Here is a 25,440-nt window from a genome sequence, read left to right on the forward strand (position 1 = left end):
TAAACAACAACCTAAAGCGCGATGACGATTCATCCAAATCTCATCGCGCTTTAGCGCGACGCCGCCGCCCGATTGACGTCCGCGGCCTGCAACCGGTCTTCCGCTCTGGCCGTGCCAACAATGCGCGCGGGCGCACCTACGACCGTGGCAAAGTCCGGCACGTCGGATAGCACCACCGAATGTGCCGCGACGATCGCGTTGCGCCCGATCCTGATTGGGCCCAGCAACGTTGCGCCAGCGTAGATCACCGCACCATCATCTATCGACGGATAGGCGTCGACGTCATGCGAAGCCCGACCGAGCGTGACGCCTTGGTAGATCGTCACGTCGTTTCCGATCACGCTACCTTCGCCGATCACGATGCCGACCGGGTGCGGCAGGCATAGGCCAGCTCCGAGCCGTGCGGCAGGGGCAACATAGCATCCGTAGTTCCTGACGGTCGACCGCCAGACCAGCCGCGAAAGCAACCTGCCCCCTTTGCCCCGGACGTTCAGCCAGGACGCGAGCCTCGCCCGCGACACGAGGGCGAAGCCGGGCGACGTGACGTAGGCGATCAAAGCGCCGGTCAGACCGCTGCGTGCGGCGTTTCGCTCGAGATCCTGTCTCCACATGCTCATTCATCACTCTGCTGGACGATTCCCGCCGATCTAGCGACCGGCCTGCGACGATGATGTACCAAGTTCCACACGCTTTCCAAGCACCCATTGTCCGGCGCAGATGCGGGAACGAAGCATCTGCCAACTTTTTCATCGCAACCGACATCGTCATTGTCCGTGAGAACACCGAAGAGATCTCGGGTTCCGCATCGGCGTCATTGAAAACGATCAGACACGCATTGCGGAACCGCTGAGCACGCGCCTTGCGGAACCATCGCGCACACATTTGCTGCTGCGGCGCGCGCGATCATCGAGCTCATTTAAACAGCACGACGAAGACAACTTTGTCTTCTTCAAACATGAAAAGCTCCAAGTTGCGTGGAAGAAATGTGGCGAAAGTCTCCAACCTGGAATCGCCTCATGACGACGACCAGCACTTCATCCGCTGTCCTCTCCGCGCATGCGTTCGTCGATTCAATCGCGGTCAACGCGCATGCAGCCTATTCAGCCGCCTCCTCCTGGGGAACTTACGCCAACTCGAGTCTGATCATCGACGACCTGCGCTATCTCGGCGTCACGACGATCCGGGATTCCCTCTCGATGGACCCATCGTCAATCCCCGTGATCGATGCGCTTGCAGCGGCCGGCGTGACGTTCGACTTCGTCGTGGCATCCAGTCTGCCGGCCTCGGGTGCGGCAGGAATTGCCCAGTTCCTCGCTTCCCTCGACGGCTTCATCGCAGCCTATCCGAACAGCGTCATCGCAATCGAAGGTCTCAACGAAGCCAACATCCAGGCCTTCTCCTACCACGGCAGTTCCTCCATCCAGGCTGCCGCGCAATTTCAGAAGGACCTTTACACGGCCATCAGGGCCGACGCACATCTCAGCGACGTCGCGGTCTATAATCTGACGCTGGGACTGAACGACGAGAGCGGCTACGCCGAACTCGGCGATCTCTCGAACTATTCGGACTTTTCCACCTCCCATGCCTACGTCGCGACGACGACGCCCGAGAACTACGGCATCAAGTACGCCGTCGACCTCGCAGCCACCAGTTCACCCAACAACCCTTCCGTCATCACCGAGACGGGCTACACCACGCTGGCGAGCTATTCGGGCCTGGGCGTCGACCAGCTGGTGCAGGCAAAGTCCATTCTGAATTCGCTCGCCGATGCCTTCAAGACTGGCGTCACCACAACATATCTGTACGAGTTGCTCGACCACGGCAGCAGCTCCGATCCTGAAGGCAAGTTCGGCCTCTTCAATGCGGATGGCACGCCGAAGCTGGCCGCGACTGCAATCCACAACCTGACGACGCTCCTCGCCGACGACGGTGACGGAGGCCGCACGCCCACGACGGCGCTCGGCTACACGATCGATAACTTGCCCTCGACCGGCAACAGCATGGTCCTCGGCAAGAGCAATGGAGCCTATGAGCTGGTGGTCTGGGCCGAACCGCAGCTCTGGAACGACGCGAAAGACGTCGAAATTTCAAACCCGACGACGCAAGCTCAGGTTCATCTGAACAGCGTGCACAAAACCGTCACGGTCTATGACCCGCTGAACACCACGAAGCCGATCGCGACCTACACCAACGTGCAGGATTTCACCGTTCCGGTGAGCGACCATCCGCTCATCATCGAGATCGACGCTCCTGCCATCTCGCCGCCGCCGCCGGCCGTGACCGATGTCACGGGCACCGCAGCCGAAATCGTGGCCGATCTATCCGACCTCAATGCCGCCGGAACCGTCAAATCCATCACGCTGACCGACACCCATGTCCTTGCCGTGTCGACGAAAGCGACGATGGACTACATGATCTCGCACTATGGCAGCGTGCTTTCGACGATCAAGGGCGGCTATTCGTTCGCGGTGACCACCTCGGCGCCAACCTGGCGCCTCATCGAGAATTACGATTCGACCGGCGCGCTCACGTCGACCGAGGAGACGGCCTATCAATCCGGCATCCCGGTTTACCAGCTGGTGACCTACGCCGACGGATCGACCGCCGCTTCCTCCTACGCAAACGGCGTCAAGACGACGATGACGGTCACCCATAGCGACAAGTCGAAGGACATATTCGTCTATGGAATCACGGATAAGCCGTATGTCACCGAGGTGACGCACAAATCCGCCTCGGGCGCCGTTACCGGAAAGACCTATATCGGCGCGGACGGAAGCACGACCGAGGATCATTACAACTCGGCAGGCGCGCTCGTGTCGGAAATCAAGACGAACGCCGACGGCTCGTCGAGCTCCACGCTCTTCACCTCGGGCGTCAAGACGGCCATGTTCGTCACCAATACTGACCATTCCAACGACAATTACTTCTACCACATCACCGGGAAGAGCTATGTGGCGGAGGTCCAACACGTCAACGCCAGCGGGGTCGTTACGTCCGTCGTCAGAACCCATGCGGACGGGACCCTCGACTACACCGAGGCGCGCAACCCCGACGGCACGACGACGTCGACCAGCTTCGACGCCAAGGGCGGGAAGATCGCCCAGGCGATCACGCATCTCGACGGGACGAAGGACATCTACGCGCTGAACATCAAGCAGAAGGCCCATGTGACGGAGCACAGCGGGTTCGACGCGGCGGGTCGCCTTGTGCTGTTCGAGCGCCTGCACGCCGATGGCAGCTACGCACAGAAGGTCACGATCGCAGGCGCCATCACGACCACCGACAATTTCGACTCGGCCGGTGCGCTCTCGAGCGAAGTTGTGGCCGCCGCGGGCGGCACCAGCACGACTTCATTCTTCAGCGCCGGCATCAAGACGAAAATGTACGTCACGAACGCCGATCACAGTCAGGACAATTACGCGTTCAACATCGCGGGCGAAACGTACGAAAACATCGTCCAGCACGTCAGCGCATCAGGACAATTGACGTCAATCGTCCGCACGCATGGCGATGGTACCCTGGAATACACAGAGGTCGTCGACACCCAGGGGACGAAGACCAGCACGCAATACGACGGTCACGGCACGAAGCTGGCCCAAACGGTGCACCATACGGATGGATCATCGGTCCACGACCTGTTCAATGCCACGGGATCGATCACTCGGGAGAGCCTCACGAACGCGGACGGATCCACCTTAACGTCTCTCTTCACGGACGGCGTGAAGACCAGGATGTACGTACTGCACGCGGACCACAGCCAGGACAACTATGCCTACGGCGTCGTCGGTCAGTCCTACGTCAACATCGTTCAGCATGTCGACGGCGCCGGCAAGCTGACGTCGGCGACGCGCACCCATGCCGACGGCACCCTCGACTATACTTTCAACGCCGGCGCGGACGGCAGCTCGACCGCGACCTACTACGACGAGAAGAGCTTGCTGGCGTCCAAAGTCGTGACCCACAGCAGTGGCGCGAAGGACGTCTATACCTTCCTGCCGTCCGGCGTGCAGGACAAGACCTACAATGCCTCTGGCGTCCTGCAGAAGACGGATCTGCTCAAGGCCGATGGCACGCATGTCGAGACAGCGAACGCAGCCGGCGTAACGCTGAAGGGCGGCAACGGAAACGACCTGTTCACGGCGGCCACTTCGACGACTTTCGTCTTCGGCGGCGGCAACGATCAGATCTCCGGTTTCCATGCGGGCGCTGCTGCAAACCACGACGTCATCCAGCTGTCCAAATCGTTCGCAGCCGACTTCGCTCACTTGAACATCACCCAGGCCGGAGCAGACGCTATCGTTCATCTCGGCGAGGGCGAATCCATTCTGCTCACGCATGTCAAGTCGACCAGCCTTACGCACGACAATTTCCTGCTCGTGTAGGCTGCACGGATCGCGCAGACTGCCTCGCGATCCGGCACTTGTCGTTCTTCCGTCACTCCGCGCGCCAGCAGGCGCGCGGAGTGACGTTATATTCGCGTTGCAATCATGCGGGCGGAAATATAGACATTGGCGGTGAACGGCAGATCGGATGGCGTGGCCATTCGAGGCCAAGTCGGTGTCTACGCATACAATCCAGAGATCAGCAAAGGGTGGACCAGGAAGCCGCATCTCGCAAAATTCAGCGGGGGCGCTGAATTGCCACAAAGCTCGTTTTGGTTAAGTCTGTCAGCGAAGATGCTCGGCCCGCACCGGGCTTGCCCAGGGCGGGAGCAGGAATACCGTTGAAGACCGGGTGTTTGTTGTGTGGGTTGCATATGTCTCCATCAAGTCAATTTCCGAATGACGTCTGATTCCCCTCGGCTGAAGATCATCCACGTTGCCGAGACTATTCGCGGTGGGATCGCGACCTATTTTACCGAATTGCACGCGCTTCAGTGCCAGACTTTTGGCAAGGAAAACCTGTGCTACATCGTTCCGTCGGACCACCGGGCCGACCTGATCGGGATTGCAGATTCCAATATCGTCTCCTTCGACCGCTCAGGCCGGAACTTGCCCAGCCTGCTGAGACTGGCGCTCGAGACGATGCGGCAAGTGCAGATTTCCAATCCGGACATCGTGCACGTTCACTCCACGCTCGCCGGCCTGATCGTGCGTACGGCGTTCGTTTTCATGCGCAAACGACCTGCCATCGTTTACTGCGCGCATGGCTGGGCCTTCTCCCGCGAGACGTCGCGCTTCAGCAACGCCGTCGCCAAAATCGCGGAGCGGCTGCTCGCCAAGGTCACCGACAGAATCATCTGTATCTCGCAAAACGAGTACGCCGCCGCGCGGGACGCCGGCATCCCGGAAAAGCAGCTCAGCCTCGTCTTGAGCGGCATGCGAAACGAGCGCCCAAATATCAGCCACGATGACGCCGGTTGGAGCACATCGAAGCTGAAGGTCCTGTTCATCGGGCGTCTCGATCGTCAAAAGGGATACGACTTCCTGATCGAGGCTGCGAGGCAGCTCGAGGCGTCTATTGACGTCCGAATGATCGGCTCCGCGGTCGTCAGCGAGGAAGGCGAAGGCGACCATAACATGCCGCCCAATGTCACCCTTCTGGGCTGGCTCGCGCGAACGGACATCGAGGCCCAGCTCGACCAGGCAGATCTCTGCGTGATCCCATCGCGGTGGGAGGCCTTCGGCTTCGTCGCGCTGGAGGCGATGCGCGCGCACAAGCCGATCCTGGCATTTCGCGCAGGCGCACTGCCGGAAATCATCGAGGACGGAGTGACCGGCTTGATCTGCGATCCCGCCGGAACGAAGGCGCTTGTGGCAGGACTAAGGCGAGCCTCACGTGTTGATTTGCGAGCGCTGGGAGAGGCTGGCTACGAGCGGTTCGTGTCAGTGTTCAGCATCGACGGAACACACCAAGAGCTGCTTAAAGTTTACGCAGCGGTGATCACAACGTCGCCCAAACATCTCTCCAAATTTGCCTTCTAACGCAACGAAGTGGCTGGAATGCAACAGTGACTTTCAATGGTCCGCAGCAACCTCATCCAGACTTGGTCTCACATGGTGCGACTGCTAAGAACTTGCACAGGGTAAGAGTTGAGATAGGACGCGCGTTTTGCTGGCATCGATTTTCAAGATTTCTCCTGCGCTTGCCGTCTCTGCCATTTGCCTGGCCGGCTGCGCCGGGTTTACGCCACAAGATGCGCCGAACGGGGCTTCAGTCGTCACCAATGCGGCGCTGACGGTCGCGCCCAGCCCGCCGGTGCCTTACGCGCTTCTCGCGGTGGATCCGAATATTCTGAAGTCGGCAAATTCGATCAGCGACCATGTCAGCGGCAATTTCCGCAATCTGCCTGGCGGAAACTACAAGGACATCACCATTGGCGTCGGCGATATCGTCACCGTCACCGTGTTCGAAGCCCAGTCCGGCGGCCTCTTCATTCCGCGAGAGGCCAGCGTTCGACCGGGCAACTTCGTTGACATACCTCGCCAGCAGGTCGACCAATCCGGCAACATCACCGTCCCTTATGCCGGCACGATCAAGGCTGCCGGGCTGACCGCCCGCGCGGTTGCCGACATCGTTCGCGAGCGGATCAAGAACCGCGCGATCGACCCGCAGGCCGTCGTCTCCGTCGTCGAGCAGCGCGGCAACCAGATCAGCGTGCTCGGCGAGGTCAATGCGCCGCTCAGATTTCCAGTCGATCCGGGCGGAATTCGCGTGATGGGCGCGATCGCGCGCGCGGGCGGTCCGAAAAATCCATCGTGGGAAACGAAGGTCCGGATCAAGCGAGGCGGCAAGACGTACGTCGAAACGATGAGCTCGATCGTGCGCCATCCCGAAGAGGATGCGTTCCTCGCGCCGGGCGATGTCGTCTATCTGTCACGGGAACCGCGGGTGTTCATGGTCTTCGGATCGACGCCCTCGCCCGGCTCGATCGGCGGCACCAACAATCGCAGGTTCACGTTCGAAAACGACAGGATGACGTTGGCTGAAGCGATTGCGAAGGCCGGCGGCCTCGACGGCAATCGCGCCAATTCACCTTCGGTCTATGTTCTCCGTCTCGAGCCGCGGAATCTGCTAAAGTCCGCCGGGATCGACGTGGAACGCTTCCCTGGCGAGATGGTTCCGACGGTCTACAACTTTGACTGGAGCAAGCCGGACGGGATGTTCTTCGCCGACTCCTTCCAGATCCGAGATCACGACGCAATCGTGGTGTCTGAATCGCCGAGCACAGAGCTGATCAAATTCTTCACGCTCATGCTCGCCGGAACGGACACGGCCGTTAACATTCAGACGCTGACGCGATAACAGACACAAACTGGTGATACCGGGAACGCGGCGCTGCAATCATGCAGCGCCGCGTTCGCTTCCAGTACTCCTGGTTGTGCGCGGTCCTGCTGCCTCATTTCATCGTGCCGCAGCGGTGGGCCCTGCATTTGGCCTGGATACTGCAAGATGGCCTGGGTACGTCATAAAAAGGCGCTGGGTCTGCAGCTAAACGAACCCGGATTCGCTGATCTTTTGGAGCTTGAACGTATGCGCATTCTGGTCGTCTCGGCCATGTTTCCCCCGAATGTGCTCGGTGGTGCTGAAATCTCTGCCTTCAACCTCTCGTCCTGGCTCCTGAAGCAGGGACATGAAATCGGCGTACTCACGGCTGCAAAGTCTCGCGAAGAGGAGAAGTTCGGCGAGTTGGTCGATGGCATGAGAATCTGGAGCATCTACATGCCGCGCCCATACCCGATCTACAAGCAGGGGCGTGTCGATGAAACCTACCTGAAGCCGTTGTGGCATCTGCAAGATCATCTGGATCCGAGAAATCCGCGTATCGTCGGCCGCGTGCTCGACGCGTTCAAGCCCGACTTCTGCAACGTGCATTATCTGACCGGCATCGGACACAACGTTCTGCAGGAGTTCGCCAAGCGCGATCTCCCGATGATGTACGTGATGCCGGACCTGGCGCTGTCCTGCCTGCGGCTGACGATGTTCGTCGACGGAAAGACCTGCGAAACGCAGTGCGGCGTGTGCAAGCTGTCGGCGGGCGTCAAGCGGCGCGGAATTCTGTCGATGCGCAGAATCGGCTTCTGCTCTCCGTCCCGCGCCAATCTCGAGCGGAATGCCGAGTTTCAGCCGCTGAAGCGATTTCCGACCGCGCACATTCTCAACGCGAACAAGTACCCGTCGCCGACGGTCCAGCGTGCCGAGTCGGCCGCAGTCCGCTTCGTCTACGCCGGGCGGCTGCATGAGGCCAAAGGCATCGATTGTCTACTGGAAGCCGCCGAGGGGCTCGTTGATCGTTGGCCGTTCACCTTCACGATCGTCGGCGGCGGCGGACATGAGCCAGCCTTGCGAAAGCGGTTTGGTCATCATTCGTGGATCCGTTTCACGGGCCACGTTCCGCTGCAGGAGGCCATCAATCATATCGCAACGAGTGACGTGCTTTGCATCCCGTCGATTTGGCTGGAGAATTCGCCGGGCGTCGTCATCCAGGCCCTCGGCGTCGGCGTTCCGGTGATCGGCAGCAATTTCGGCGGAATTCCCGAGCTGGTCGAACATGATGAAACGGGACTGCTGCTGCCTCCCGGAGACGTTCAGGCGTGGCGCTCCGGCCTCGAAAAGGTTTTGTCGGACCGCGACACGCTTCGCCGCTACCAGGCCAATGCCATGGGCCGCGCCCGCGAATTCGATCAGGACTTTCTGGGTGCAAAATACCTCAAGTTCATCGACGAGATTCGCAACTTCCGCGGGCATGCGAGCCAATGAAGGCCCGGGGAACTTTGACCGGCAAGCCTGGCCATGAGCCTGCAGCGTCGCGTCGGGCACGCGCCGGCGTATCGTTCTCTTCGGTGCTGCGTCGTGCACTTCCGTGGTGCCTCCTGTGCGGCATCACCATGTCCGGTGTCGACCGGTCGGCGGCCGCGGAGAAAACCGTCACCCTGCCGCCGGTCGCTCGCACCAATGCGGCAACCCCGTTGCTGATAGGATCAAACATCCATTTCGGCCTCGTGCGCACGCTCGGATACGATTCGGCAAGCACGGCGTTGCACGAGTTGGCGCAGATCGGAGCTGCATCGTATCGCGACTACCTGCCGTGGCAATCCTTCAGCTTTCCGCCTCAAGGGCCGGTGCTGGTCAAGTCACAGCGGCTGATGAATTTCCTGCCCCAGACAAAATTGAAGCCCGTCCTGAATGTCGGGGCCGCAAACTCGTCCGTGCCGGGAGGTGTCCCGCCGATCTCCGATGACGCGCTCGGCATATTCGATGCTTACCTCAAGAAAGTCGTCGAGCTGACGCGGCCATACGATCCGATCTATGAGATCTGGAACGAATGGAACATCGACATCGGCACGGGGACGCGCCTGCCGAGACTGGTCGGCGAAGGACCGACCGGCGACCCCCGATCGGCTGTCAACTATGTGCGCGTTGCGAATTCCGGAGTTCGAGCCATCAAGGGCGCAAATGCGCATGCTCATGTGATCGTCGGAGCGGTGGGGGACGATATCGACTGGAAATGGACCAGGGCGATCGTCCGCGACGGCGTTCTGAACGGCGCCGACGGCTTATCCGTTCATCTCTACAATCATTGCCTGAAGCCGCAAAACAGAACCGCCACCGAACTGATCGGCCGGGTCAAGCGTTTGCAACAGGAATTGATGCAGGACCGTGGTGGAGTCGTCACGCCGATCTACGTGACCGAATTCAGCTGGCCGACATCCGCTGAACCGTGTGGGGTAATGCCACTGGTTGCCGGCAACAATTTCGCTCAATTCATCATGCAGAGCGCCGCCTTACCCTGGATCAAGGGCATTTGGGTGCATGAATTGAAGAACATCGGTCCCAGTCCGACAGAGAGAGAAAACAACTTCGGGCTCTTCACCTTCAAAGATGAGCCGAAGCCGGCCGCCTGCTTTGTGCGCGAAGCAGCGGATCTCGTTCGCTCGGCCGATCACGTCGATATCCAGGAACCGCTCCCGGACATCTTCGTTTTCAGGGCTCGGCGCGGCGCGCGGCAAAGCATCGTTCTTTGGTCCTCGGGCTCGACCGTCAGAGGGCGATACGCGCTGCTGAACTTGCCCGACGCATCGGGGCGGCGGATGTGTGACGAGACCGCGCCGACCTCGGGTCCTCAAGGCGATGTGGAGCCAAATCCGGTCATCTACGACATCGATGCGTCCGCTCCGGTCACCATTCGGGTGCTGAACTGATGTTGCCGCAAAACCGGACCCGAAAGCGACCTCAGCCCATTCTTGGCACGATCAAAGTCAAGCGAAGCAATGCCCAGTGAACTCACCATTCCCCTGTTCGCAATACATCACCACAAGATCGGCGGCACCGAATCCGCGATCTACAACCTGATTCACGGGCTGGACAAGGCCAAGGCCGCGTTGACGCTCGCGTTTTCCGATCCGGCCCGCCTCTCCCCCGAATTTCTGCGGTGGATGGCGAAAACTCCTGGGATCGCGCAGCAGCGGCAATACCCGCTTCCCGGCAAGAACAGCCGCTTCGTCGAAGAGCTTATGTTCGAATGGCGAAGGTCGGGGAACGGCTGGGCAGTCTATCCGAACTATTTCCTTCCGCCGCGGCGTCCCGGCAGCCGGGCGAGGTCGGCCGTGATACTCCACGACATCCAGTACAAGGTGCTGCCGCAGTACCATTCCAGCAAGAGGAAGGCCTGGCTCGACTTCTACCTTCCCCGCATGTTCGAGACGGCGGACCTCGTATTCCTGATCTCCAATTCCGAGAAGGAGTACGTTCGACGCCATTTCGGAGACGTAGCGGCCAGCAAGTGCAAGGTCATCTACAATGCCATCGAGTGGGCCAGGCTCGAACAGGGCGAAGTCGGCGAGGCAACCCGCAAGCTTGCGAGCCGGCCTTACATCCTCACCGTGAGCCACCCCTTCCCGCACAAGAACCTCGGAGTACTCATCAAGGCTTTCGACCGGGTGGCCCAATCGAATCCCGACATCGAACTGTATCTCGCCGGCAAAGCCTCGGACGAGAAGAAGCGCCTGATCTTCGAAAATGCGAGCGAGAAGACCGCGGCTCGCATCGTGATGACGGGTATATTGTCGGACGCAGATCTCGGCGAGCTCTATCGAAACGCAAAGCTCTTCGTCTTGCCCTCTCTCTACGAGGGCTTCGGCATGCCGGCAGCGGAGGCGATGGGCATGGGAGTCCAGACACTCGTCAGCGGAGTGACCTCGCTTCCCGAAGCAACCCTGGGTAAGGCGGAATACGTTACCGATCCGACGAAAGTCGACGCATGGGCGGAACAAATGACCGCATCGCTGAATTCCGGCAAACGTCTCCCCACCGAGACCGTCGCGGAAATACGAGAGGCGTTCGCACCCCATAAAGTTGCACAGTCGCTTCTGCAAAATTTGGGTTAGTGCATGTTACTCGTGCAGATTCTCGCTGAAAATAGAGGCTCTCCGGCTGAGTTTGTGACGGGGGTCATTCGGAAAGTTATGGTATGACCGCATCAAGACCGACCAGAGCCGCCGAGCACATCCAGGAAAATCGAGACCCATGCAAAGGACCAGCAGCAGTTGTGACGTCACACGGAGGCGGGACGTCCGTCATGGACGCGGTTTGTCATAGCGAGCACGTTTTGCATGACTAAGCCTTCAACTCTGCAGGAGTCCCGCTCGATGAGCAGTTCTGGGAAGCTCCAGGCTGTCATCGTCAATTTCAGAACCGCCCGACTCACCATTCGCTGCGTAAAATCGATGCTCGAGCATCGCGTGGTGGATTCGGACGGCGTGCTGGTCGTCGACAACTGTTCCGGAGACAACTCGATCGACGAAGTTCGCAAGGCCCTGCCCGACATTCGAACGGTCGTCGCCGACCACAATGGCGGTTTTGGAGCCGGCGTGAATCTGGGCGTGGCGAAAACCACGGCCGATTATCTTCTCGTCCTGAATCCCGACACCTATTTCGAGTTCAACAGCGTTGCTTCCGTCGTGGACTTCATGGAGCGGAGTCCCGAAACCGCTCTGGTCGGGCTGGACCTCGTCAATCCCGACGGAAGCCGGCAATACTCGGCGCGCCGCTTCTACTCGGTGTTCGACGTCCTTGCCCGTCGCGTGGACTGGATCGGAGCCATGGTGCCCGGGCGCACCGAACAGCACCTGATGAAGGACGCTTGGGAGACCGGAAAACCGTTCGATGCGGAATGGGTGATGGGAACGGGCTTTGTCGTCCGGCGCACCGCATACGAGCAAATCCAGGGAATGGACGAGAGCTATTTCCTGTACATGGAGGATGTCGATCTCTGCGCTCGTCTCTGGCGGGCGGGACACAGGATCAAAGGCATTCCCGGGGCCAAGCTGGTTCACGACCATCAGCGGTCAAGCGCCGCCGGTCCTCTCACATTTGCAGGAAGGACGCATATTCGCAGCCTTCTTCTGTTCAAGTCGCGGTTTGCCGTGCCGCTGTTCCGGCCCCCTGGCGTGGACAAGATCACAGGGCGCACCGGCTGAGCATTGGGCATCGGCATTCTCACGCTGCGACCTGACGAGGGAAGTCATCTTTCATGAAGCCCGAACTGCCGACAGGAAAAACCCAGGCGCCACGGCAAGGACAACTGCTGCAGTTGAACTGGATCCGTGGCATCGCGGCGCTGCTCGTCGTGGCCTATCACTGCGAGGTGACCATGCTGATGCCGAAATATTTCGGCACCAGCACTTTTCCATTGTTCAAGGCGGGCCATTCGGGCGTTCAGCTGTTTTTCGTCCTGAGCGGCTTCGTCATCTACCTCGCGCATCATCGCGATTCCGAGGGTAACGGCAGCGCCATCGCCCGGTTCGTGGCAAAACGCTTTCGCCGCCTCTATCCGTCGCTTTGGATCGTGCTCGTCCCCCTGATCATCCTGTCGTTTCTCGGCTTCGCCACGAGAGTGCCGAGCGGCAGCGACGTCACACTGTCGCTGCTGATCCTCCCCGTGAAGGAAGAGGTCATCCTGGCTACGGAATGGACACTTCGCCATGAAATTCTCTTCTACGCGATGTTCGCCGTCTTCCTGTGGAATCGACGAATTGGATTCGGCCTTCTGATCGCATGGGGCCTGGTCGGTCTGCCTCTCGCTCTGGTCGACGGGAAGGGCTGGTTGATCGATTTCATCTTCAACAACAACCACCTGCTTTTCCTGGCAGGGGCTGGCATCGCGTGGCTCTATGTTCGCGGATATTCCGCCGGCAGCCCGTTTTTCCTCGTCGCCGGCCTGATCGTCTTCGCCGTCACGTTCTACTTCGGGATCTCGAAGCAGATTCCCGCAAAGGCGGAGCTGCTGCTGTTCGGGCTTGGCGCGGCGGGTATCATCTACGGCGCGTGTTCGATGCCATACCTGAACCGGCGAATTGCCCCGCTGGAGGAGGCAGGCGCGGCGTCATATGCGCTCTATCTCATCCACTATCCGCTGATCTCACTGCTCGTGAAGATCGCGGTCAAGATCGACCAGTCGGTCGCGATACCGCACGCCGTGTATTTTGTGGCGATCCTGGTCATCTGCCAGCTGGCGGCCTTCGCTTTCCATCGCCTGATAGAAGCCCCCCTGCTGAATGCCCGCTCGATGCAGAACCTGTTTGCCCCCACGAAGACCGCTACGGTCGCATCGAACTACCAGGGACGCGCGCCGGCACCGTCGTCTGACTAATCGTCGCCGCCACGTCCCTGGCGCGCTTCAGATCGCGGTTGCTGCGTCGGGCTGCTCGCCGCCTGCCCGTGGCATGAGACGCGGCTATATCGAGTTCAGCAACGCGAGAGCCGAGGAGGTCCAGGTATATTGTGCCAGCCGGCCAGCCTGACGTTGTTGCTCGGCAGCAGACAGCGGTCCCTTCTCGATCCGATCGAGCATCAGACGCGACAATTGGCCTGCATCGGTTGGGCTGCAATATTCGGCCGCATCACCGCAAATTTCGCGCAGCACGGCGATATCCGACGCGATCACCGGGCAGCCGAATAGCATCGCCTCGAGCGGAGGCACGCCGAAGCCCTCGTAGAAGCTTGGGAAGATCAATGCCGCCGCGTGCTGGTACAGTGCGGCGATCGCCTCATCGGAGATCTGCCCGACACGCACCACGCGCTCATCGGCGATCGGACCGGAGTGCCGGAAGACGCGTTCATCCTGCCCGCCGACGATCACGAGCCGATGGGTTGCCGGGATCGACTTGATTGCGTCCGTTGCGAGCCGGATGTTCTTGTTCTTTTTCGTCGACCCGATCGCCAGGAAATACTTGCCCTGACCGAGCTCGAACCGCTCGAGGATCGAAGGGGCCGGTTTGACTCCCGCCAGATGTTCCGCGCTGTTCGAGCAGACCGTAATGGCATCCGGCGGGACACCGAGCACAGCCGAGAGCTCGCTCCGGGAGAACTTCGACACGGTGATGAGGTTCGCGGTCCTCGCATAAAGCCATCCAAGGCCGCGATGGAAGGACGCATAGCTGCGGCTGAAGAACTCGGGATGACGAAACACCTGCGCATCATGGATTACGATATGATGCCGGCGATGGAGCACGGGCCCGGAATTGGCGAGGCTGATGAGCGTACCGCTCCGCGCCGCCATTGCGAGATCGATCTGGTCCCAGGCGTGTCCCGTTCGCGTTCCGACCCTTTCAATGCGGATGTGCTTCAGCGCAAGACGTTCCTCGGCATTCGAAGGCACCAGCAGGGTCCAGCGTGCGTCGCTCAGCCCGGCAGGCAGTTGCTGCCGATCGATCAATTGATCGATTGCCTTGACGATTTCCGCGGCAAACCGCTGAACACCGCTCAGGGACTGCGAGAGGAACCGACCATTGAGGAAGACATCAGCCATGCTTCAACGACTTCGGCGGCTTATGTCGGGTTCGAACGGCTGAGAACCATGAGGGACCATCCGCCCACGAGTCGAACCGTGGCGTCGGGAGCGGCACGAAACGCCAATCGCCGTGGCCATGCGGCCAGCCGCTTCTTCCAGGTCTTGTACGACTGGTCGATCGCCCAGGCCGTATAGAAGCTGTCAATCGTCTCCAGGCCGGATTCCGCAATCATCGACAACGCGCTGTCCCGGGAGAAATAATGGATATGTCCCAACGCGCGACGGGCTTCTGGCAACACCCAACCGCGCCCGACCGCAAGCGCATTCATGTCGAGTGGAACATGGATGACCTGCCAACGCGACATGGTCCGCATCGCCCTGAGGAATTCAAACGGATTTTCCACGTGCTCCACCACGTCGATTGCCATGGTCACGTCGAACTGCTTCCCGCTTTGGAAAGCATTCTCCATGCTGAAGCTCAGGTTTTCGGACGCCCGTTTGCGCGACAGGTCGTGAGCATAGGGCGAGACCTCAAATCCTTCCATTCTCGATTGCGGATAATGCCTGGACAGGATTCCGACGATCGCACCCGTCCCGCAGCCTATGTCGGCAAGCGTGCTCCACTCGATATGATTACGCTCCAGGATCGTCCGGATATGCGCAGCCTTCCACGGCGCGTCGTCCTCATGCCAGTCCGGATTGTCGACCGCGTAGTCGTCCTGCCTGTACCTGCTTGTTGCGCCGGCCACCGGCTGCTCAGTCGAGTGGGAATTCATGCCGGTTGCGTCCTCACTTTTTCGTAGAAGGCAACAACGCGCCGCCCCAGACTATCCTGATCGAATTCTTGCATGGCTGCGTCGGCGCTGTCCTTGTAGGCGTCGAGACGCTCCGGATGATCAAGTATTCCCTCTATCGCCGCGCTCCAGGCTCTTACATCGCCGGCCTCCACAAGGACACCGTTTTTCTCGTGTATGACGAGCTCCGGTATTCCGCCCGCGTTGCTTCCCATGACGGGAAGGCCGCGCCCGAGAGCTTCGATGATCACGCCGGGCGAGTTTTCGAACCATACGGACGGCACGAGAAGGAGGTCGCTTTGCATCATCCGGTCGGTGACGTCCTGGACCGAAACATGCCCGGTGAATTCGACCCAGCGATGATGGCCAAAGCGCCGCTTGAGATCGTCCTCGCTAGGGCCGGTCCCCACCAGCGTCAGCTTGAAATCATGGCGCGCCGCGAGCGGCTCGATGGCCTCGAGCAGAACGTACAATCCTTTGGATTCATGCAGTCGACCGACATACAGGAAACGGACGGTCTTCGACGCGTTTCTCTCGACCGTCGGGGTGGGCGATTTGTTGGGATTGAGGATATGGGCCTGGGCCCAGCCCTGGAGCGGCTGAAGCGCCGACAAACGGCGAAGAATGGCGAGCGAAGGCGACACGAACCCCAGCCGTGGAACGGAGCGGAGGAACGCGAGTTTCGCTCTGGACGAAAACGCGCACGGTGCGCATAGACTTTCGCATTCCCGGCCGTCCCTGAACATTGCCATCCTCACGCAAGCAAGGCTGAGATCGTGCAGCGTGACGACGACCGGGATGTTCCTCGCACCGATCGCGCGAAGGGCATTCCAGCCGAGGCCTTGCAGGACGTGGATACTGACCAGATCGGGGCTAAACTCGTCGAGCACCTGACGCATGATCCGTTCGTTACGAGGATCAAAATGGTCTTGAAGATGCCAGACGGATTTCTGTAAACCGCCTTTCTGAGCCGCTTCAAACACGGTGTACGGCCGAGGCATATGAAAGCGCCAGACTTTGAGACCGTCAACGATCGCCCCCCTCACCTCATCCGCGGGCGTCGGCGCTGTGGTCAGGACGGCGACCTCATGGCCGTTCGCATGGAGCCACGCCGCCAGATTGCGCGCGGAAATTTCGGCTCCACCTTGGACAAAGGGCGGAAAGAAGGCTGAGACGAAGAGAATCCGCATGTACGTTCGTTACCTGACACAATAGAGGCGAAGATGGTCCGAGCTGCGAAAATTGGGTTGGCGGTTGCATTCATCGCAGCAGGTCTGCTCTTCAGCAAAATCTATGCTGCCAATCAAACGACATCCTTCTGGGTTGGCAAGCAGCCGTTGCCCGAGCGGGCCGAGCGGCCGATCATCGGTCTTGGCGTGCACTTCGGGATAGGGGGAGAATATGGCTATTCTCCTCAAAAGTCTGCGCAGGTGTTGCGTTCCGATGCCTTCGATTCAGTCAGGGACGATCTCGCCTGGAGCCTGTTTCAGGCCGCGCCTGCGGTTGGCGGTGGGACAACACCAATTGCCCGAGAGCCAGCCAAGCTGTTTTCTTTTCTCGACCAGACCCAGGCAAGGCCATTACTCATCCTGGGTCACCCAAATCCGCTCGTTCCTGACGGCCAGCCTCCGCTGACCGATGTCGGCCGAAAGAGTTTCGCCGACTTTGCGGCGAAAGCCGTTGTGGCGACCTCCAAGCGTAACCCGATCTACGAGATCTGGAACGAATGGAATATGAACGCCGTGCTGGGGCGCCCTTTCCTGGTCGGTGAAGGCGATCCGAGCGATCCGCGCGCGGCGGCCAATTACTCTGCCCTCGCGAAGGAGGCAGTTGCCAGAATACGCAGCGTGGCGCCTCAGGCGACGGTGCTGGTCGGGGCGGTCGGAATGGATCCGGACTGGAAGTGGACCATGGCACTCGTGCGGTCCGGAGCGCTGGAAGGTGCCAGCGGCTTGTCTGTTCACCTCTACAATCATTGCGAGCGCGAGGTGTCCAACCGGACCGCCGAGGCTGCAATACGCCAGGTGAGCACCTTGCGGAAGTTGCTGGACGCGGCCGGATCGAACGTCCCCATCTTTGTCACAGAGGTCGGCTGGCCGACGACGTCGAAGACCTGCTCGATTTCCACGCAAATGGCGGCGAACAATATCGCGCAATTCCTGTTCTGGACGGCAGCCACACCCTGGATGAAAGGCGCCTGGATCTACCAAATGAAGGATCAAGGTCAGGATCCGGCCGCTCTCGAAGACAATTTCGGCCTGTATGACTACGCCTTCGCACCAAAGCCTGCTGCATGCGCGGCCCGCGAGGCCATTCGTGTCATCAAGGGCGCGGGCCAGATGAGGCTTGAGCAACCCTTCCCCGGTTTGTTCGTGATCGAGACAACGACATCCGCAGGAAAACAGCTGATCGCCTGGACCTCGCAAGACAACTCTTCGGCGACGTTCGAATTTCCCAACGGCACAGAAGCGGAGTTCGCGCCATTGTGCCAGCAAGGGGCGAAATCGAATACGATACGGCTGGGGCCCACTCCCGTCGTCATCAACCTGCCGACGAAAGCCCCCTTCGAGCTGAAGGCCACATTCGATCGCTGATTCCCCCGGGGCAGATTTTCCGCCGGAGCTATCGTGCCGCGCCACGCTCGGCACGTTCGGGAGAACAGGCTTCTACGATAACGAAGCGCGATTGCAGCCCCCACGACAAACCACGTTGCGGGGCGACACCGGCTGGTTGCGACAGGACGCATGTTCGGCGATCGTTGGCACGAACATCATGTCAAGGGCGGCAGCGGCCCTTCGCCGGCCGCTGGCCGGCGCATACAGGCGTGCCGTCAGTACGCTTCCTGATGGATCAAGGCCAGGGCCGTCTTGAAGATGATCTTGATGTCGAGCCAGATGCTCCAGTTGCTGACGTACCAGACATCGTACTCGACGCGCTTTTCCATCAGATCGATCGTCGGCGTTTCTCCGCGAAATCCATTGACCTGGGCCCAACCCGTCAGGCCCGGCTTCATATGATGGCGGTAGACGTAGTTGCTGATCATCGGATCGTAATAATTGTCATGCGCGAGCGCATGCGGGCGCGGTCCGACCAGGGACATCTCGCCGCGCAGAACGTTCCAGAGCTGCGGCAGCTCGTCGATGCTGGTCCGCCGCAGCACGCGGCCGACACGGGTGACCCGCGCATCGCTTCTGGTCGCCTGCGTAACGACATGACCGTTCTCCGCCACGGTCATCGAGCGGAACTTCCAGATCTCGAACTGCTTGCCGTTGAAGCCGCGCCGGAACTGCTTGAAGATCACCGTGCCCTTGGAATCGAGCTTGATCATGATCGCGGCCGTCACCAGCAGCGGCGCCAGCAACAAAAGCGCGAACGAGGCAATGCCGATGTCGAGGCAGCGCTTCTGCGCCTGCTCGAACACGCTGAGCGGCGCGCGCTGGATCTCGATCGCGACCGTGCCGCTGACGGGCTGGAACGGACGCGAGACCAGATCGGCGATCGGAAAATCCGGCAAAAGGCGGATCGGCTGGGGAACAACGCGCAGGTGCTGACTCAGCTTCTGGAGAAGCGGCATCTCGTCCCAGTCGATCACCAGGAGATATTCTTCCACGTCGGCCGTCCGGGCCTGACGGATGATGTCGCGGATCTCGCGATCCCAGCCTGCGCCCTCCTCGGACGGCTCGAGCACGAAATGCCGCACGACGTTGAAGCCGTGCTTGCGCAGATCCTTGAAGCGGGTCGACGTGAAATCGAGCGGCTTGAGGCTGAGCAGCACGACCTTCCGGTCGACGAGACGGCCCTTGGCATAGCTCGAGGTGAGACCCACGCGCCACAACACGCGCAGTCCGCCCAGGGCAATGCCGCCGGTCGCGGCGAAGAGCAGCGTGGTTCCGCGCGACAGATCCGCAGACGATTTGAGCAAGAACGCCTCGACGGCGAGAATGGTCAGCGAGATCACCCAGACCGCCAGGCTCTTGCGCAGCTGCCACATCGTGTTCAGCAGGCGATGGTGATCGTAGACGCCCTGGAAGTAGGCGATCATCACAAACACCGCAGCGACGACGAGACCGGCTCCGACGGATGAATCCTGCTCGACCACGAGCGCGCGATACAACCCGCTCGCTGCGAAATAGCTCAGCAGCACCGCGACGAAGTCACCGGCGATCAAGGCCACCTGGAGGGGTCTCTGGAGGGCACCACGTCGGTTCGATATACCCGAATAATAGTTTTCCGAACCGTAAGTTGCTACAGCCATCCGAACCTCGCTGCCTCGTCACGCTCTCGCAATGCATGCGAGCATTCGATCCAAAATTTTCGACGTGCGCCGAAGTATATCTTAACTAAACAAAGCGACATTGCGGCAGTGCACCGAAAAAATCAAACCGATTTTTCTGCAACGCAGCGCCGCTGCAAGAGAATGCTCAAACTACTGTCACACACGTGACAATTATGCGGGCATCACGCCACGATTTCCGTCAAATCGCGTCATTTAAGCGCAACATGTCGCGAGCATTTGAACGGCTGTTCAACCATGCCGCTTAATCCGTTATTAGCTCGCGGCCATTAACACTCGTGACCAATTTCTGGGAGTTGTGTCGTGAGTACGGTTGCCATTTTTAGCCTGTTGATCGGATCGTTGCTGGGAGGCCGATTTCGAATCTTCATCCTGCCTCCCGTTATCGTTGTCGGTGCCGCGATCCTCGGTGCCGGCTTGACCTGGCAAGGACATGATTCGGCTCACACCGTTGTCACGATTCTTGTTTTTGCGGCGGTGCTCCAGCTTGGCTATTTCTGCGGCGCGGCTGTGGTCCGCGTGCGAGCATCCGCCTATCGCGGCAAGGCCGCGCCTTCGTTCGACGGCCGGAGCTTCGGCTAGTCGGCTGGACGCGCTGGGGATCGACGGCTCGCCAAGCGGCGGGATATCGGTCAGCCGCACAAATCAACCTTATGCGCGGAAGGCAGAAAAAAGCGGCTCGTGGCGCCGCGTTTTGGTCGATAGGATATTGACATCCCGGGCGAAGCTCTCTGAAAGAGTTGCACCCCATGCCCACGACCGTGCCCAAAAATTCGCCCCGGCCGAAGCTACCCAATGGCGTGCGCATCTATGCGATGAGCGACATCCACGGCTGCGCGCATCTGCTTGAGCAGATGTTTGCCGTCATTGACGCGGACATGGCGAACAGCCGGCCCTATCGCGCCATCGAGGTCTTCCTCGGCGACTACATCGACCGCGGGCCGGATTCGCGCCACACGCTCGACCTCCTGATCAGGCGCAGCCGCCGCCGCAACACGGTGTTTCTCAAGGGCAATCACGAGGCCTATTTCACCTCGGTGCTGGAGGACCCCTCGCGCACCACCGAATGGTTTCAGTTCGGCGGGCTCCAGACCATGATGTCCTACGGCGTGTCGGCGGCGCCCGGCCTCAGCAAGGACGAACAGTCCGATCTCGTGCGCGAGCTCACATCCGCGATGCCGCCGGAGCATATCGCATTCCTGCGCCAGCTGCGGCCGACATTCACATGCGGCGATTTCTTCTTCGTCCATGCCGGGGTGCGCCCGGGCATTCCGCTCTCCGAACAGCGCGAGTCCGATCTGTTGTGGATCAGGGACGAATTCCTCCAGAGCAAGCGGCGGTTCGGCAAGTACGTCGTGCACGGCCACACGCCGGTCAAGCAGGCCGAGCTGCTGGAGAACCGCGCCAACATCGATACCGGCGCCTATGCCACCGGAAATCTGACGCTGCTGTCCATCCAGGGCAACAGCATGCTCGCGATCTAGCGGCCTACGCCCGGCACTCTAATTGGTGGAGCTTGCCGGAGGCTTGTATTCCGGAAAGCGGCTCAGCATCGCCGCCTTCAGGAACTTGAAATGAGCAATCGAAGTACCGAGCTCCTTGAGCCGGCGCTGGCCGTTCAGGATTTCCTTGTCGAACAGATCCTGGTGATGGTTGTCGAGCGCCTCGCGCTCGAGATATTCGTCGTCGCCGTTGCCGATGGTCACGGCCGCGCGCGCCAGCACGTCTTCCACCCGGCGGTTCAGGCCCGACTGCTCCCGCTCCGCCGCGTGGAGCGCATCCTCGATCGCACTCATAATGGCTTCGATGCGCTTGCGATCGGTTTCGGCGTCCCGCTCGGGCGAGCGCGCCCGGAACGTCTGCTCTCCCCCGAAGCGATCTTTCAGGAAGTTATGGGTGCGGGCCCGCAGGAAGAGCTGGAACATGCGTGCATTTCCGGTTTGAAGCGCCAAACCAGAAAATGGCTCCGGGATGGTTAACAAACATTGAAGCCCCGGATCGTTGCGCCCCGTCGCGGGATGGCGGCGGAGAAAGGCAGTCACACTTTTGCCTTGAGAACGTCCAGTTCGCGATCAAGCGCCTCCTGCCAGGTCGGCATAACAATATCGAACCGTTCTCGCAGACGCGACAGGTCCAGGCGCGAATTGAACGGTCGCTTGGCCTTGACGGGAAATTCACTCGAAGCGATCGGAACGATCTGCTTCACGGCGAATGTGGCCCCGCGAGACTGCAGCCCGGAAACGATCGCGGTCGCAAAACCGTGCCAACTCGTTTCGCCGGCGCAAACCAGGTTGACGATCCCACCCCCTCTGCCGAACATTGCAGCAACATCCTCGCCCGCTGGTTGCAGCATCGCAATCATCGCGCGTGCGATCGCACCCGCACTTGTGGGCGCACCAATCTGATCGGCGACAATCCTCAGCTGTTCCCGTTCTCCTGCCAGCCGCACGATCGTCTTGAGAAAATTCGCTCCCGTCGCGGCATAGACCCACGATGTGCGCGCGATCAGATGAGGTCCGCCCGCCTCGGCAATCGCCTGATCGCCAGCGAGCTTGCTTTCGCCATACACCGAGAGAGGACGCGGAGAGCTGTCCTCGCGCCACGGACGATCGCCGGAGCCGTCGAAGACGTAGTCGGTCGAGAAGTGCACCAGCGGGACGCGACGGCGCGCAGCCCATTGGGCGATGACCCCAGGTGATTCAGCGTTGACCCGAAATGCCGCCTCGCGCTCGTCTTCCGCGCGATCGACCGCCGTATAAGCCGCCGGATTGATGATCAGATCCGGCACAATCGAGTCCAGCTTTTCAGCGAGGCCCGCCGGTTGCGACAGGTCGAACGTCTCGCGCGTCGGCGCAACGACGTTCGCGCGGCCCTGGAGCAACTGGAGCAGCGCGCCCCCGACTTGTCCCGCAGCGCCGGTCAGAAGGATCTTCATGTCAGACCTCCCCATAACGGGGGAGACCCTTCACGTCCGCCAACAGCGGCGCCTCGGCATCCTTGGGCGAAAGTGACGGATCTGCGACACCCCAGTCGATGCCGATGGCCGGATCGTTCCAGCGCACGGAGATTTCATCCTTCGGACTGTAGTACTCGTCGCATTTGTAGAAGAAATCGGCCGTCTCGGAGAGAACGGCAAAACCGTGGGCGAAGCCACGAGGAACCCACAATTGCCTGCGATTGTCTTCGCTCAGTTCAACAGCAACATGCCGCCCAAAGTTTGGGCTACCCACTCGGACATCGACTGCAACATCCAGAACACGACCTCGAAGCACAGTGACAAGCTTGCCCTGCGTCACGGGATTTTGCAGATGCAAGCCACGCAGCACCCCGAAACGCGAGCGCGAAAGATTGTCCTGGACGAACGGCCGCGTAATGCCGTTCTGCACGTATCGCTCGAATTGATAGGACTCCAGGAAGAAGCCACGTTGATCACCGAACAGCTTCGGTTCGACGATCAGAACTTCGGGTAGATGTGTCGTGAGAACGTTCATTCGCAGGACTTCAGCTTTCGCACTGACAATAATCTTGTGCAGCGCACTCTATCTGATATTTTCTCGCTAGCAAACCAGAGAGGTCCGATGAAGGGAATAATACTCGCTGGCGGAACAGGTTCGCGCCTTTATCCCGTCACGACCGTGGTGTCGAAACAACTGCTTCCGGTTTTTGACAAACCGATGATCTATTATCCGCTATCGGCCCTGATGCTCGCTGGAATCCGCGACATTCTCATCATCTCTACGCCGCAGGACAAGCCGCTGTTTCAGCGGTTGCTTGGCGACGGAACAGAAATCGGCGTCAAGTTTTCCTATGCTTCGCAGGAAACTCCGCGCGGGCTCGCCGACGCTTTCATCGTGGGCCGCGAGTTTGTAGGAGAGGATTCGGTCGCGCTCGTTCTGGGAGACAATATCTTCTACGGACACGGACTTCCCGAGATGCTCGCCAAGGCCGCGGCACGCAAGAGCGGCGCCACGATCTTCGGATACGTGGTCAACACGCCCGAACAATATGGCGTGGTCGAGCTCGGCGCCGACGGGCGCGCTCGATCGATCGAAGAGAAGCCCGCGCACCCGAAGTCGAATGTGGCCGTGACCGGTCTCTATTTCTACGACAATCGCGTGCTCGACATCGCCGCGAAGATCAAGCCTTCCGCGCGCGGAGAGATCGAGATCACCGACGTGAACAACGCATATCTCGACAGCGGCGACCTGTTCGTCGAGGTGCTTGGGCGCGGATTTGCCTGGCTCGACACTGGAACGCACGCCTCCCTGGTCGAAGCCAGCCACTTCGTTCAGATCCTGGAACAGCGACAGGGGCTGCGCATTGCGTGCCCCGAAGAAATCGCGTTGCGGCGCGGCTACATTTCCCTGGAATCCTTCACGAAGGTTGCCGAGAAGACCGCCAAGAGCAGCTACGGCCAGTATCTGCAATCGGTGGCTCGCTCCTTCGCCGCTCACGGTCTGAATTGAGATAGGACGACTCATGCGTTTTGAAGGCTCCACGATCTTCGTCACGGGCGGCGCCGGTTTCATCGGCTCGGCAGTCGTCCGTCATCTTCTTCGGGATACGCACGCGCGCGTCGTCAACATCGACAAGCTCACTTACGCGGCAAATCTCGAGTCGCTCCCCAACGCCGCCGGAAATCCGCGCTATGCGTTCGAGAAGCAGTGCATTTGCGAAGCGCCATCGCTGAGGAAGCTGTTCGAACGGTACCAACCCGTCGCGGTCATGAATTTGGCAGCCGAAAGCCACGTCGATCGCTCGATCGACGGGCCCGGAGAATTCATTCAGACCAACATCGTGGGCACGTTCACGCTGCTGCAGGAAGCCTTGCGGTATTGGAAAGGCCTGTCACCGGATCGCCGTTCGCGGTTCCGCTTTCTTCACATATCGACCGACGAGGTGTTCGGTTCGCTCGGCAAGGACGGTTACTTCACGGAGACGACCGCCTACGCACCCAACTCGCCCTACTCGGCGAGCAAAGCCTCGTCCGACCATCTGGTCCGCGCCTGGCGCGAGACCTACGAACTGCCGACGATGATAACGAACTGCTCGAATAATTACGGGCCGTATCACTTCCCCGAAAAGCTCATTCCCCACATGATCATCAAGGGGCTCGCCGAAGAGGCGTTGCCGGTTTATGGCGACGGGCAGAATATTCGGGACTGGCTCTATGTAGAGGATCATGCCAAGGCGCTGGCACTCGTGCTCGAGCGAGGCGTGGTCGGCGAAACATACAATGTCGGTGGACGAAACGAACGCAGCAACCTGCATGTCGTGGAAGGCATCTGCGATCTGCTGGATGAAATTACGCCGTCCGGCGCAGGTTCTCGGCGGGATCTGATTGCGTTCGTCCCTGACCGCCCAGGGCACGATCGTCGCTATGCGATCGACGCCTCGAAGCTCGAGAATCAGCTTGGTTGGCGCGCGGACGAGAATTTCGAGAGTGGGCTGGCCAAGACCGTCCAGTGGTTCGTCGACAATCGGATGTGGTGGGAGAACATTCTCGGTCGCGGCTATCAGCAAAAGCGCATCGGTCTGGGCTAATCGCATTGATGTCCTGTTGCGAAGGGTCATGCCGACGTGCAGGACATCGGCGGATCATCCGCCTTTGACGCGAAAGC

At 60.2% G+C, this 25,440-nt stretch carries 21 protein-coding genes; 13 read left to right on the forward strand and 8 right to left on the reverse strand.

Annotated elements, in window-relative coordinates; translation table 11 throughout:
* Positions 1-50 precede the first annotated feature (50 nt).
* Positions 51-617: a serine O-acetyltransferase gene (locus JQ592_RS36470; protein WP_211407539.1), complete on the reverse strand. Its 567-nt coding sequence runs from the start codon at positions 615-617 to the stop codon at positions 51-53.
* Between the two features lie 399 nt (positions 618-1,016).
* On the opposite strand from JQ592_RS36470, the gene JQ592_RS36475 reads away from it, so the two are divergent.
* The 8 genes from JQ592_RS36475 (at position 1,017) to JQ592_RS36510 (ending at position 13,591) form a co-directional block, all read left to right on the forward strand.
* Complete coding sequence (locus JQ592_RS36475) at positions 1,017-4,382, forward strand: RHS repeat protein (RefSeq protein WP_211407540.1); 3,366 nt, start codon at positions 1,017-1,019, stop codon at positions 4,380-4,382.
* A gap of 399 nt (positions 4,383-4,781) precedes the next feature.
* The gene (locus JQ592_RS36480) at positions 4,782-5,924 is read left to right on the forward strand and encodes a glycosyltransferase (RefSeq protein ID WP_211407541.1); all 1,143 of its coding nucleotides are present in this window, start codon (positions 4,782-4,784) and stop codon (positions 5,922-5,924) included.
* Positions 5,925-6,051: 127 nt separating this feature from the next.
* Positions 6,052-7,245 (forward strand): polysaccharide biosynthesis/export family protein, encoded by a 1,194-nt coding sequence (locus tag JQ592_RS36485; RefSeq protein ID WP_211407542.1) that lies wholly within the window; start codon positions 6,052-6,054, stop codon positions 7,243-7,245.
* Between the two features lie 147 nt (positions 7,246-7,392).
* A complete protein-coding gene (locus tag JQ592_RS36490; protein ID WP_211407543.1) occupies positions 7,393-8,700 on the forward strand; it encodes a glycosyltransferase in 1,308 nt (435 codons plus the stop codon).
* Positions 8,701-8,714: 14 nt separating this feature from the next.
* Complete coding sequence (locus JQ592_RS36495; RefSeq protein ID WP_211407544.1) at positions 8,715-10,142, forward strand: hypothetical protein; 1,428 nt, start codon at positions 8,715-8,717, stop codon at positions 10,140-10,142.
* 69 nt (positions 10,143-10,211) lie between these two features.
* Positions 10,212-11,327, forward strand: a complete 1,116-nt coding sequence (locus tag JQ592_RS36500) for a glycosyltransferase family 4 protein (protein WP_211407545.1) — start codon at positions 10,212-10,214, stop codon at positions 11,325-11,327.
* 261 nt (positions 11,328-11,588) lie between these two features.
* Positions 11,589-12,419 (forward strand): glycosyltransferase family 2 protein, encoded by an 831-nt coding sequence (locus JQ592_RS36505; protein ID WP_211407546.1) that lies wholly within the window; start codon positions 11,589-11,591, stop codon positions 12,417-12,419.
* Positions 12,420-12,472: 53 nt separating this feature from the next.
* Complete coding sequence (locus JQ592_RS36510; RefSeq protein WP_211407547.1) at positions 12,473-13,591, forward strand: acyltransferase family protein; 1,119 nt, start codon at positions 12,473-12,475, stop codon at positions 13,589-13,591.
* Between the two features lie 84 nt (positions 13,592-13,675).
* Here JQ592_RS36510 and JQ592_RS36515 read toward each other — a convergent pair whose 3' ends face one another.
* From JQ592_RS36515 to JQ592_RS36525, 3 genes are all read right to left on the reverse strand, one after another.
* A complete protein-coding gene (locus tag JQ592_RS36515; protein WP_246820994.1) occupies positions 13,676-14,500 on the reverse strand; it encodes a glycosyltransferase family 4 protein in 825 nt (274 codons plus the stop codon).
* Between the two features lie 269 nt (positions 14,501-14,769).
* Positions 14,770-15,507: a class I SAM-dependent methyltransferase gene (locus tag JQ592_RS36520; protein ID WP_211407549.1), complete on the reverse strand. Its 738-nt coding sequence runs from the start codon at positions 15,505-15,507 to the stop codon at positions 14,770-14,772.
* The gene (locus tag JQ592_RS36525; RefSeq protein WP_211407550.1) at positions 15,504-16,715 is read right to left on the reverse strand and encodes a glycosyltransferase family 4 protein; all 1,212 of its coding nucleotides are present in this window, start codon (positions 16,713-16,715) and stop codon (positions 15,504-15,506) included. Before JQ592_RS36525 ends, JQ592_RS36520 begins: the two co-directional genes overlap by 4 nt.
* Before the next feature lie 33 nt (positions 16,716-16,748).
* Here JQ592_RS36525 and JQ592_RS36530 point away from each other — a divergent pair, with 33 nt between their 5' ends.
* A complete protein-coding gene (locus JQ592_RS36530; protein WP_211407551.1) occupies positions 16,749-18,119 on the forward strand; it encodes a cellulase family glycosylhydrolase in 1,371 nt (456 codons plus the stop codon).
* 236 nt (positions 18,120-18,355) lie between these two features.
* Here the strand turns inward: JQ592_RS36530 and JQ592_RS36535 are convergent, their stop codons facing one another.
* Complete coding sequence (locus JQ592_RS36535) at positions 18,356-19,780, reverse strand: undecaprenyl-phosphate glucose phosphotransferase (RefSeq protein WP_246820996.1); 1,425 nt, start codon at positions 19,778-19,780, stop codon at positions 18,356-18,358.
* A gap of 342 nt (positions 19,781-20,122) precedes the next feature.
* Between JQ592_RS36535 and JQ592_RS36540 the strand changes: the two genes are divergently transcribed.
* Entirely contained in the window at positions 20,123-20,401 is a 279-nt protein-coding gene (locus tag JQ592_RS36540; RefSeq protein WP_211407552.1) for a hypothetical protein, read from the forward strand.
* A gap of 167 nt (positions 20,402-20,568) precedes the next feature.
* The gene (locus tag JQ592_RS36545; protein WP_211407553.1) at positions 20,569-21,303 is read left to right on the forward strand and encodes a metallophosphoesterase family protein; all 735 of its coding nucleotides are present in this window, start codon (positions 20,569-20,571) and stop codon (positions 21,301-21,303) included.
* 18 nt (positions 21,304-21,321) lie between these two features.
* Here the strand turns inward: JQ592_RS36545 and JQ592_RS36550 are convergent, their stop codons facing one another.
* The 3 genes from JQ592_RS36550 to rfbC all read right to left on the reverse strand — a co-directional run bounded on the left by JQ592_RS36550 (position 21,322) and on the right by rfbC (position 23,310).
* The gene (locus JQ592_RS36550) at positions 21,322-21,744 is read right to left on the reverse strand and encodes a hypothetical protein (RefSeq protein ID WP_211407554.1); all 423 of its coding nucleotides are present in this window, start codon (positions 21,742-21,744) and stop codon (positions 21,322-21,324) included.
* 113 nt (positions 21,745-21,857) lie between these two features.
* Complete coding sequence (gene rfbD, locus JQ592_RS36555; RefSeq protein ID WP_211407555.1) at positions 21,858-22,754, reverse strand: dTDP-4-dehydrorhamnose reductase; 897 nt, start codon at positions 22,752-22,754, stop codon at positions 21,858-21,860.
* 1 nt (position 22,755) lies between these two features.
* Positions 22,756-23,310, reverse strand: a complete 555-nt coding sequence (gene rfbC / locus JQ592_RS36560) for a dTDP-4-dehydrorhamnose 3,5-epimerase (protein WP_211407556.1) — start codon at positions 23,308-23,310, stop codon at positions 22,756-22,758.
* Between the two features lie 87 nt (positions 23,311-23,397).
* Here rfbC and rfbA point away from each other — a divergent pair, with 87 nt between their 5' ends.
* Both rfbA and rfbB read left to right on the forward strand, forming a co-directional pair.
* Positions 23,398-24,285, forward strand: a complete 888-nt coding sequence (rfbA, locus tag JQ592_RS36565; protein WP_211407578.1) for a glucose-1-phosphate thymidylyltransferase RfbA — start codon at positions 23,398-23,400, stop codon at positions 24,283-24,285.
* A 13-nt stretch (positions 24,286-24,298) separates the two neighbouring features.
* The gene (gene rfbB / locus JQ592_RS36570) at positions 24,299-25,363 is read left to right on the forward strand and encodes a dTDP-glucose 4,6-dehydratase (RefSeq protein WP_211407557.1); all 1,065 of its coding nucleotides are present in this window, start codon (positions 24,299-24,301) and stop codon (positions 25,361-25,363) included.
* Positions 25,364-25,440: the final 77 nt, after the last annotated feature.

Source organism: Bradyrhizobium iriomotense, assembly GCF_018129405.1.
GTDB classification, from domain to species: Bacteria; Pseudomonadota; Alphaproteobacteria; order Rhizobiales; family Xanthobacteraceae; genus Bradyrhizobium; species Bradyrhizobium iriomotense_B.

What these genes read in the sequence shown, in the direction of transcription:
- JQ592_RS36470 (WP_211407539.1), bottom strand. Translation starts at nt 617, where the DNA reads ATGAGCATGTGGAGACAGGATCTCGAGCGAAACGCCGCACGCAGCGGT.
- JQ592_RS36475 (WP_211407540.1), top strand. Translation starts at nt 1,017, where the DNA reads ATGACGACGACCAGCACTTCATCCGCTGTCCTCTCCGCGCATGCGTTC.
- JQ592_RS36480 (WP_211407541.1), top strand. Translation starts at nt 4,782, where the DNA reads ATGACGTCTGATTCCCCTCGGCTGAAGATCATCCACGTTGCCGAGACT.
- JQ592_RS36490 (WP_211407543.1), top strand. Translation starts at nt 7,393, where the DNA reads ATGGCCTGGGTACGTCATAAAAAGGCGCTGGGTCTGCAGCTAAACGAA.
- JQ592_RS36500 (WP_211407545.1), top strand. Translation starts at nt 10,212, where the DNA reads ATGCCCAGTGAACTCACCATTCCCCTGTTCGCAATACATCACCACAAG.
- JQ592_RS36505 (WP_211407546.1), top strand. Translation starts at nt 11,589, where the DNA reads ATGAGCAGTTCTGGGAAGCTCCAGGCTGTCATCGTCAATTTCAGAACC.
- JQ592_RS36510 (WP_211407547.1), top strand. Translation starts at nt 12,473, where the DNA reads ATGAAGCCCGAACTGCCGACAGGAAAAACCCAGGCGCCACGGCAAGGA.
- JQ592_RS36515 (WP_246820994.1), bottom strand. Translation starts at nt 14,500, where the DNA reads ATGGCGGCGCGGAGCGGTACGCTCATCAGCCTCGCCAATTCCGGGCCC.
- JQ592_RS36520 (WP_211407549.1), bottom strand. Translation starts at nt 15,507, where the DNA reads ATGAATTCCCACTCGACTGAGCAGCCGGTGGCCGGCGCAACAAGCAGG.
- JQ592_RS36525 (WP_211407550.1), bottom strand. Translation starts at nt 16,715, where the DNA reads ATGCGGATTCTCTTCGTCTCAGCCTTCTTTCCGCCCTTTGTCCAAGGT.
- JQ592_RS36530 (WP_211407551.1), top strand. Translation starts at nt 16,749, where the DNA reads ATGGTCCGAGCTGCGAAAATTGGGTTGGCGGTTGCATTCATCGCAGCA.
- JQ592_RS36535 (WP_246820996.1), bottom strand. Translation starts at nt 19,780, where the DNA reads ATGGCTGTAGCAACTTACGGTTCGGAAAACTATTATTCGGGTATATCG.
- JQ592_RS36545 (WP_211407553.1), top strand. Translation starts at nt 20,569, where the DNA reads ATGCCCACGACCGTGCCCAAAAATTCGCCCCGGCCGAAGCTACCCAAT.
- JQ592_RS36550 (WP_211407554.1), bottom strand. Translation starts at nt 21,744, where the DNA reads ATGTTCCAGCTCTTCCTGCGGGCCCGCACCCATAACTTCCTGAAAGAT.
- rfbD (WP_211407555.1), bottom strand. Translation starts at nt 22,754, where the DNA reads ATGAAGATCCTTCTGACCGGCGCTGCGGGACAAGTCGGGGGCGCGCTG.
- rfbC (WP_211407556.1), bottom strand. Translation starts at nt 23,310, where the DNA reads ATGAACGTTCTCACGACACATCTACCCGAAGTTCTGATCGTCGAACCG.
- rfbA (WP_211407578.1), top strand. Translation starts at nt 23,398, where the DNA reads ATGAAGGGAATAATACTCGCTGGCGGAACAGGTTCGCGCCTTTATCCC.
- rfbB (WP_211407557.1), top strand. Translation starts at nt 24,299, where the DNA reads ATGCGTTTTGAAGGCTCCACGATCTTCGTCACGGGCGGCGCCGGTTTC.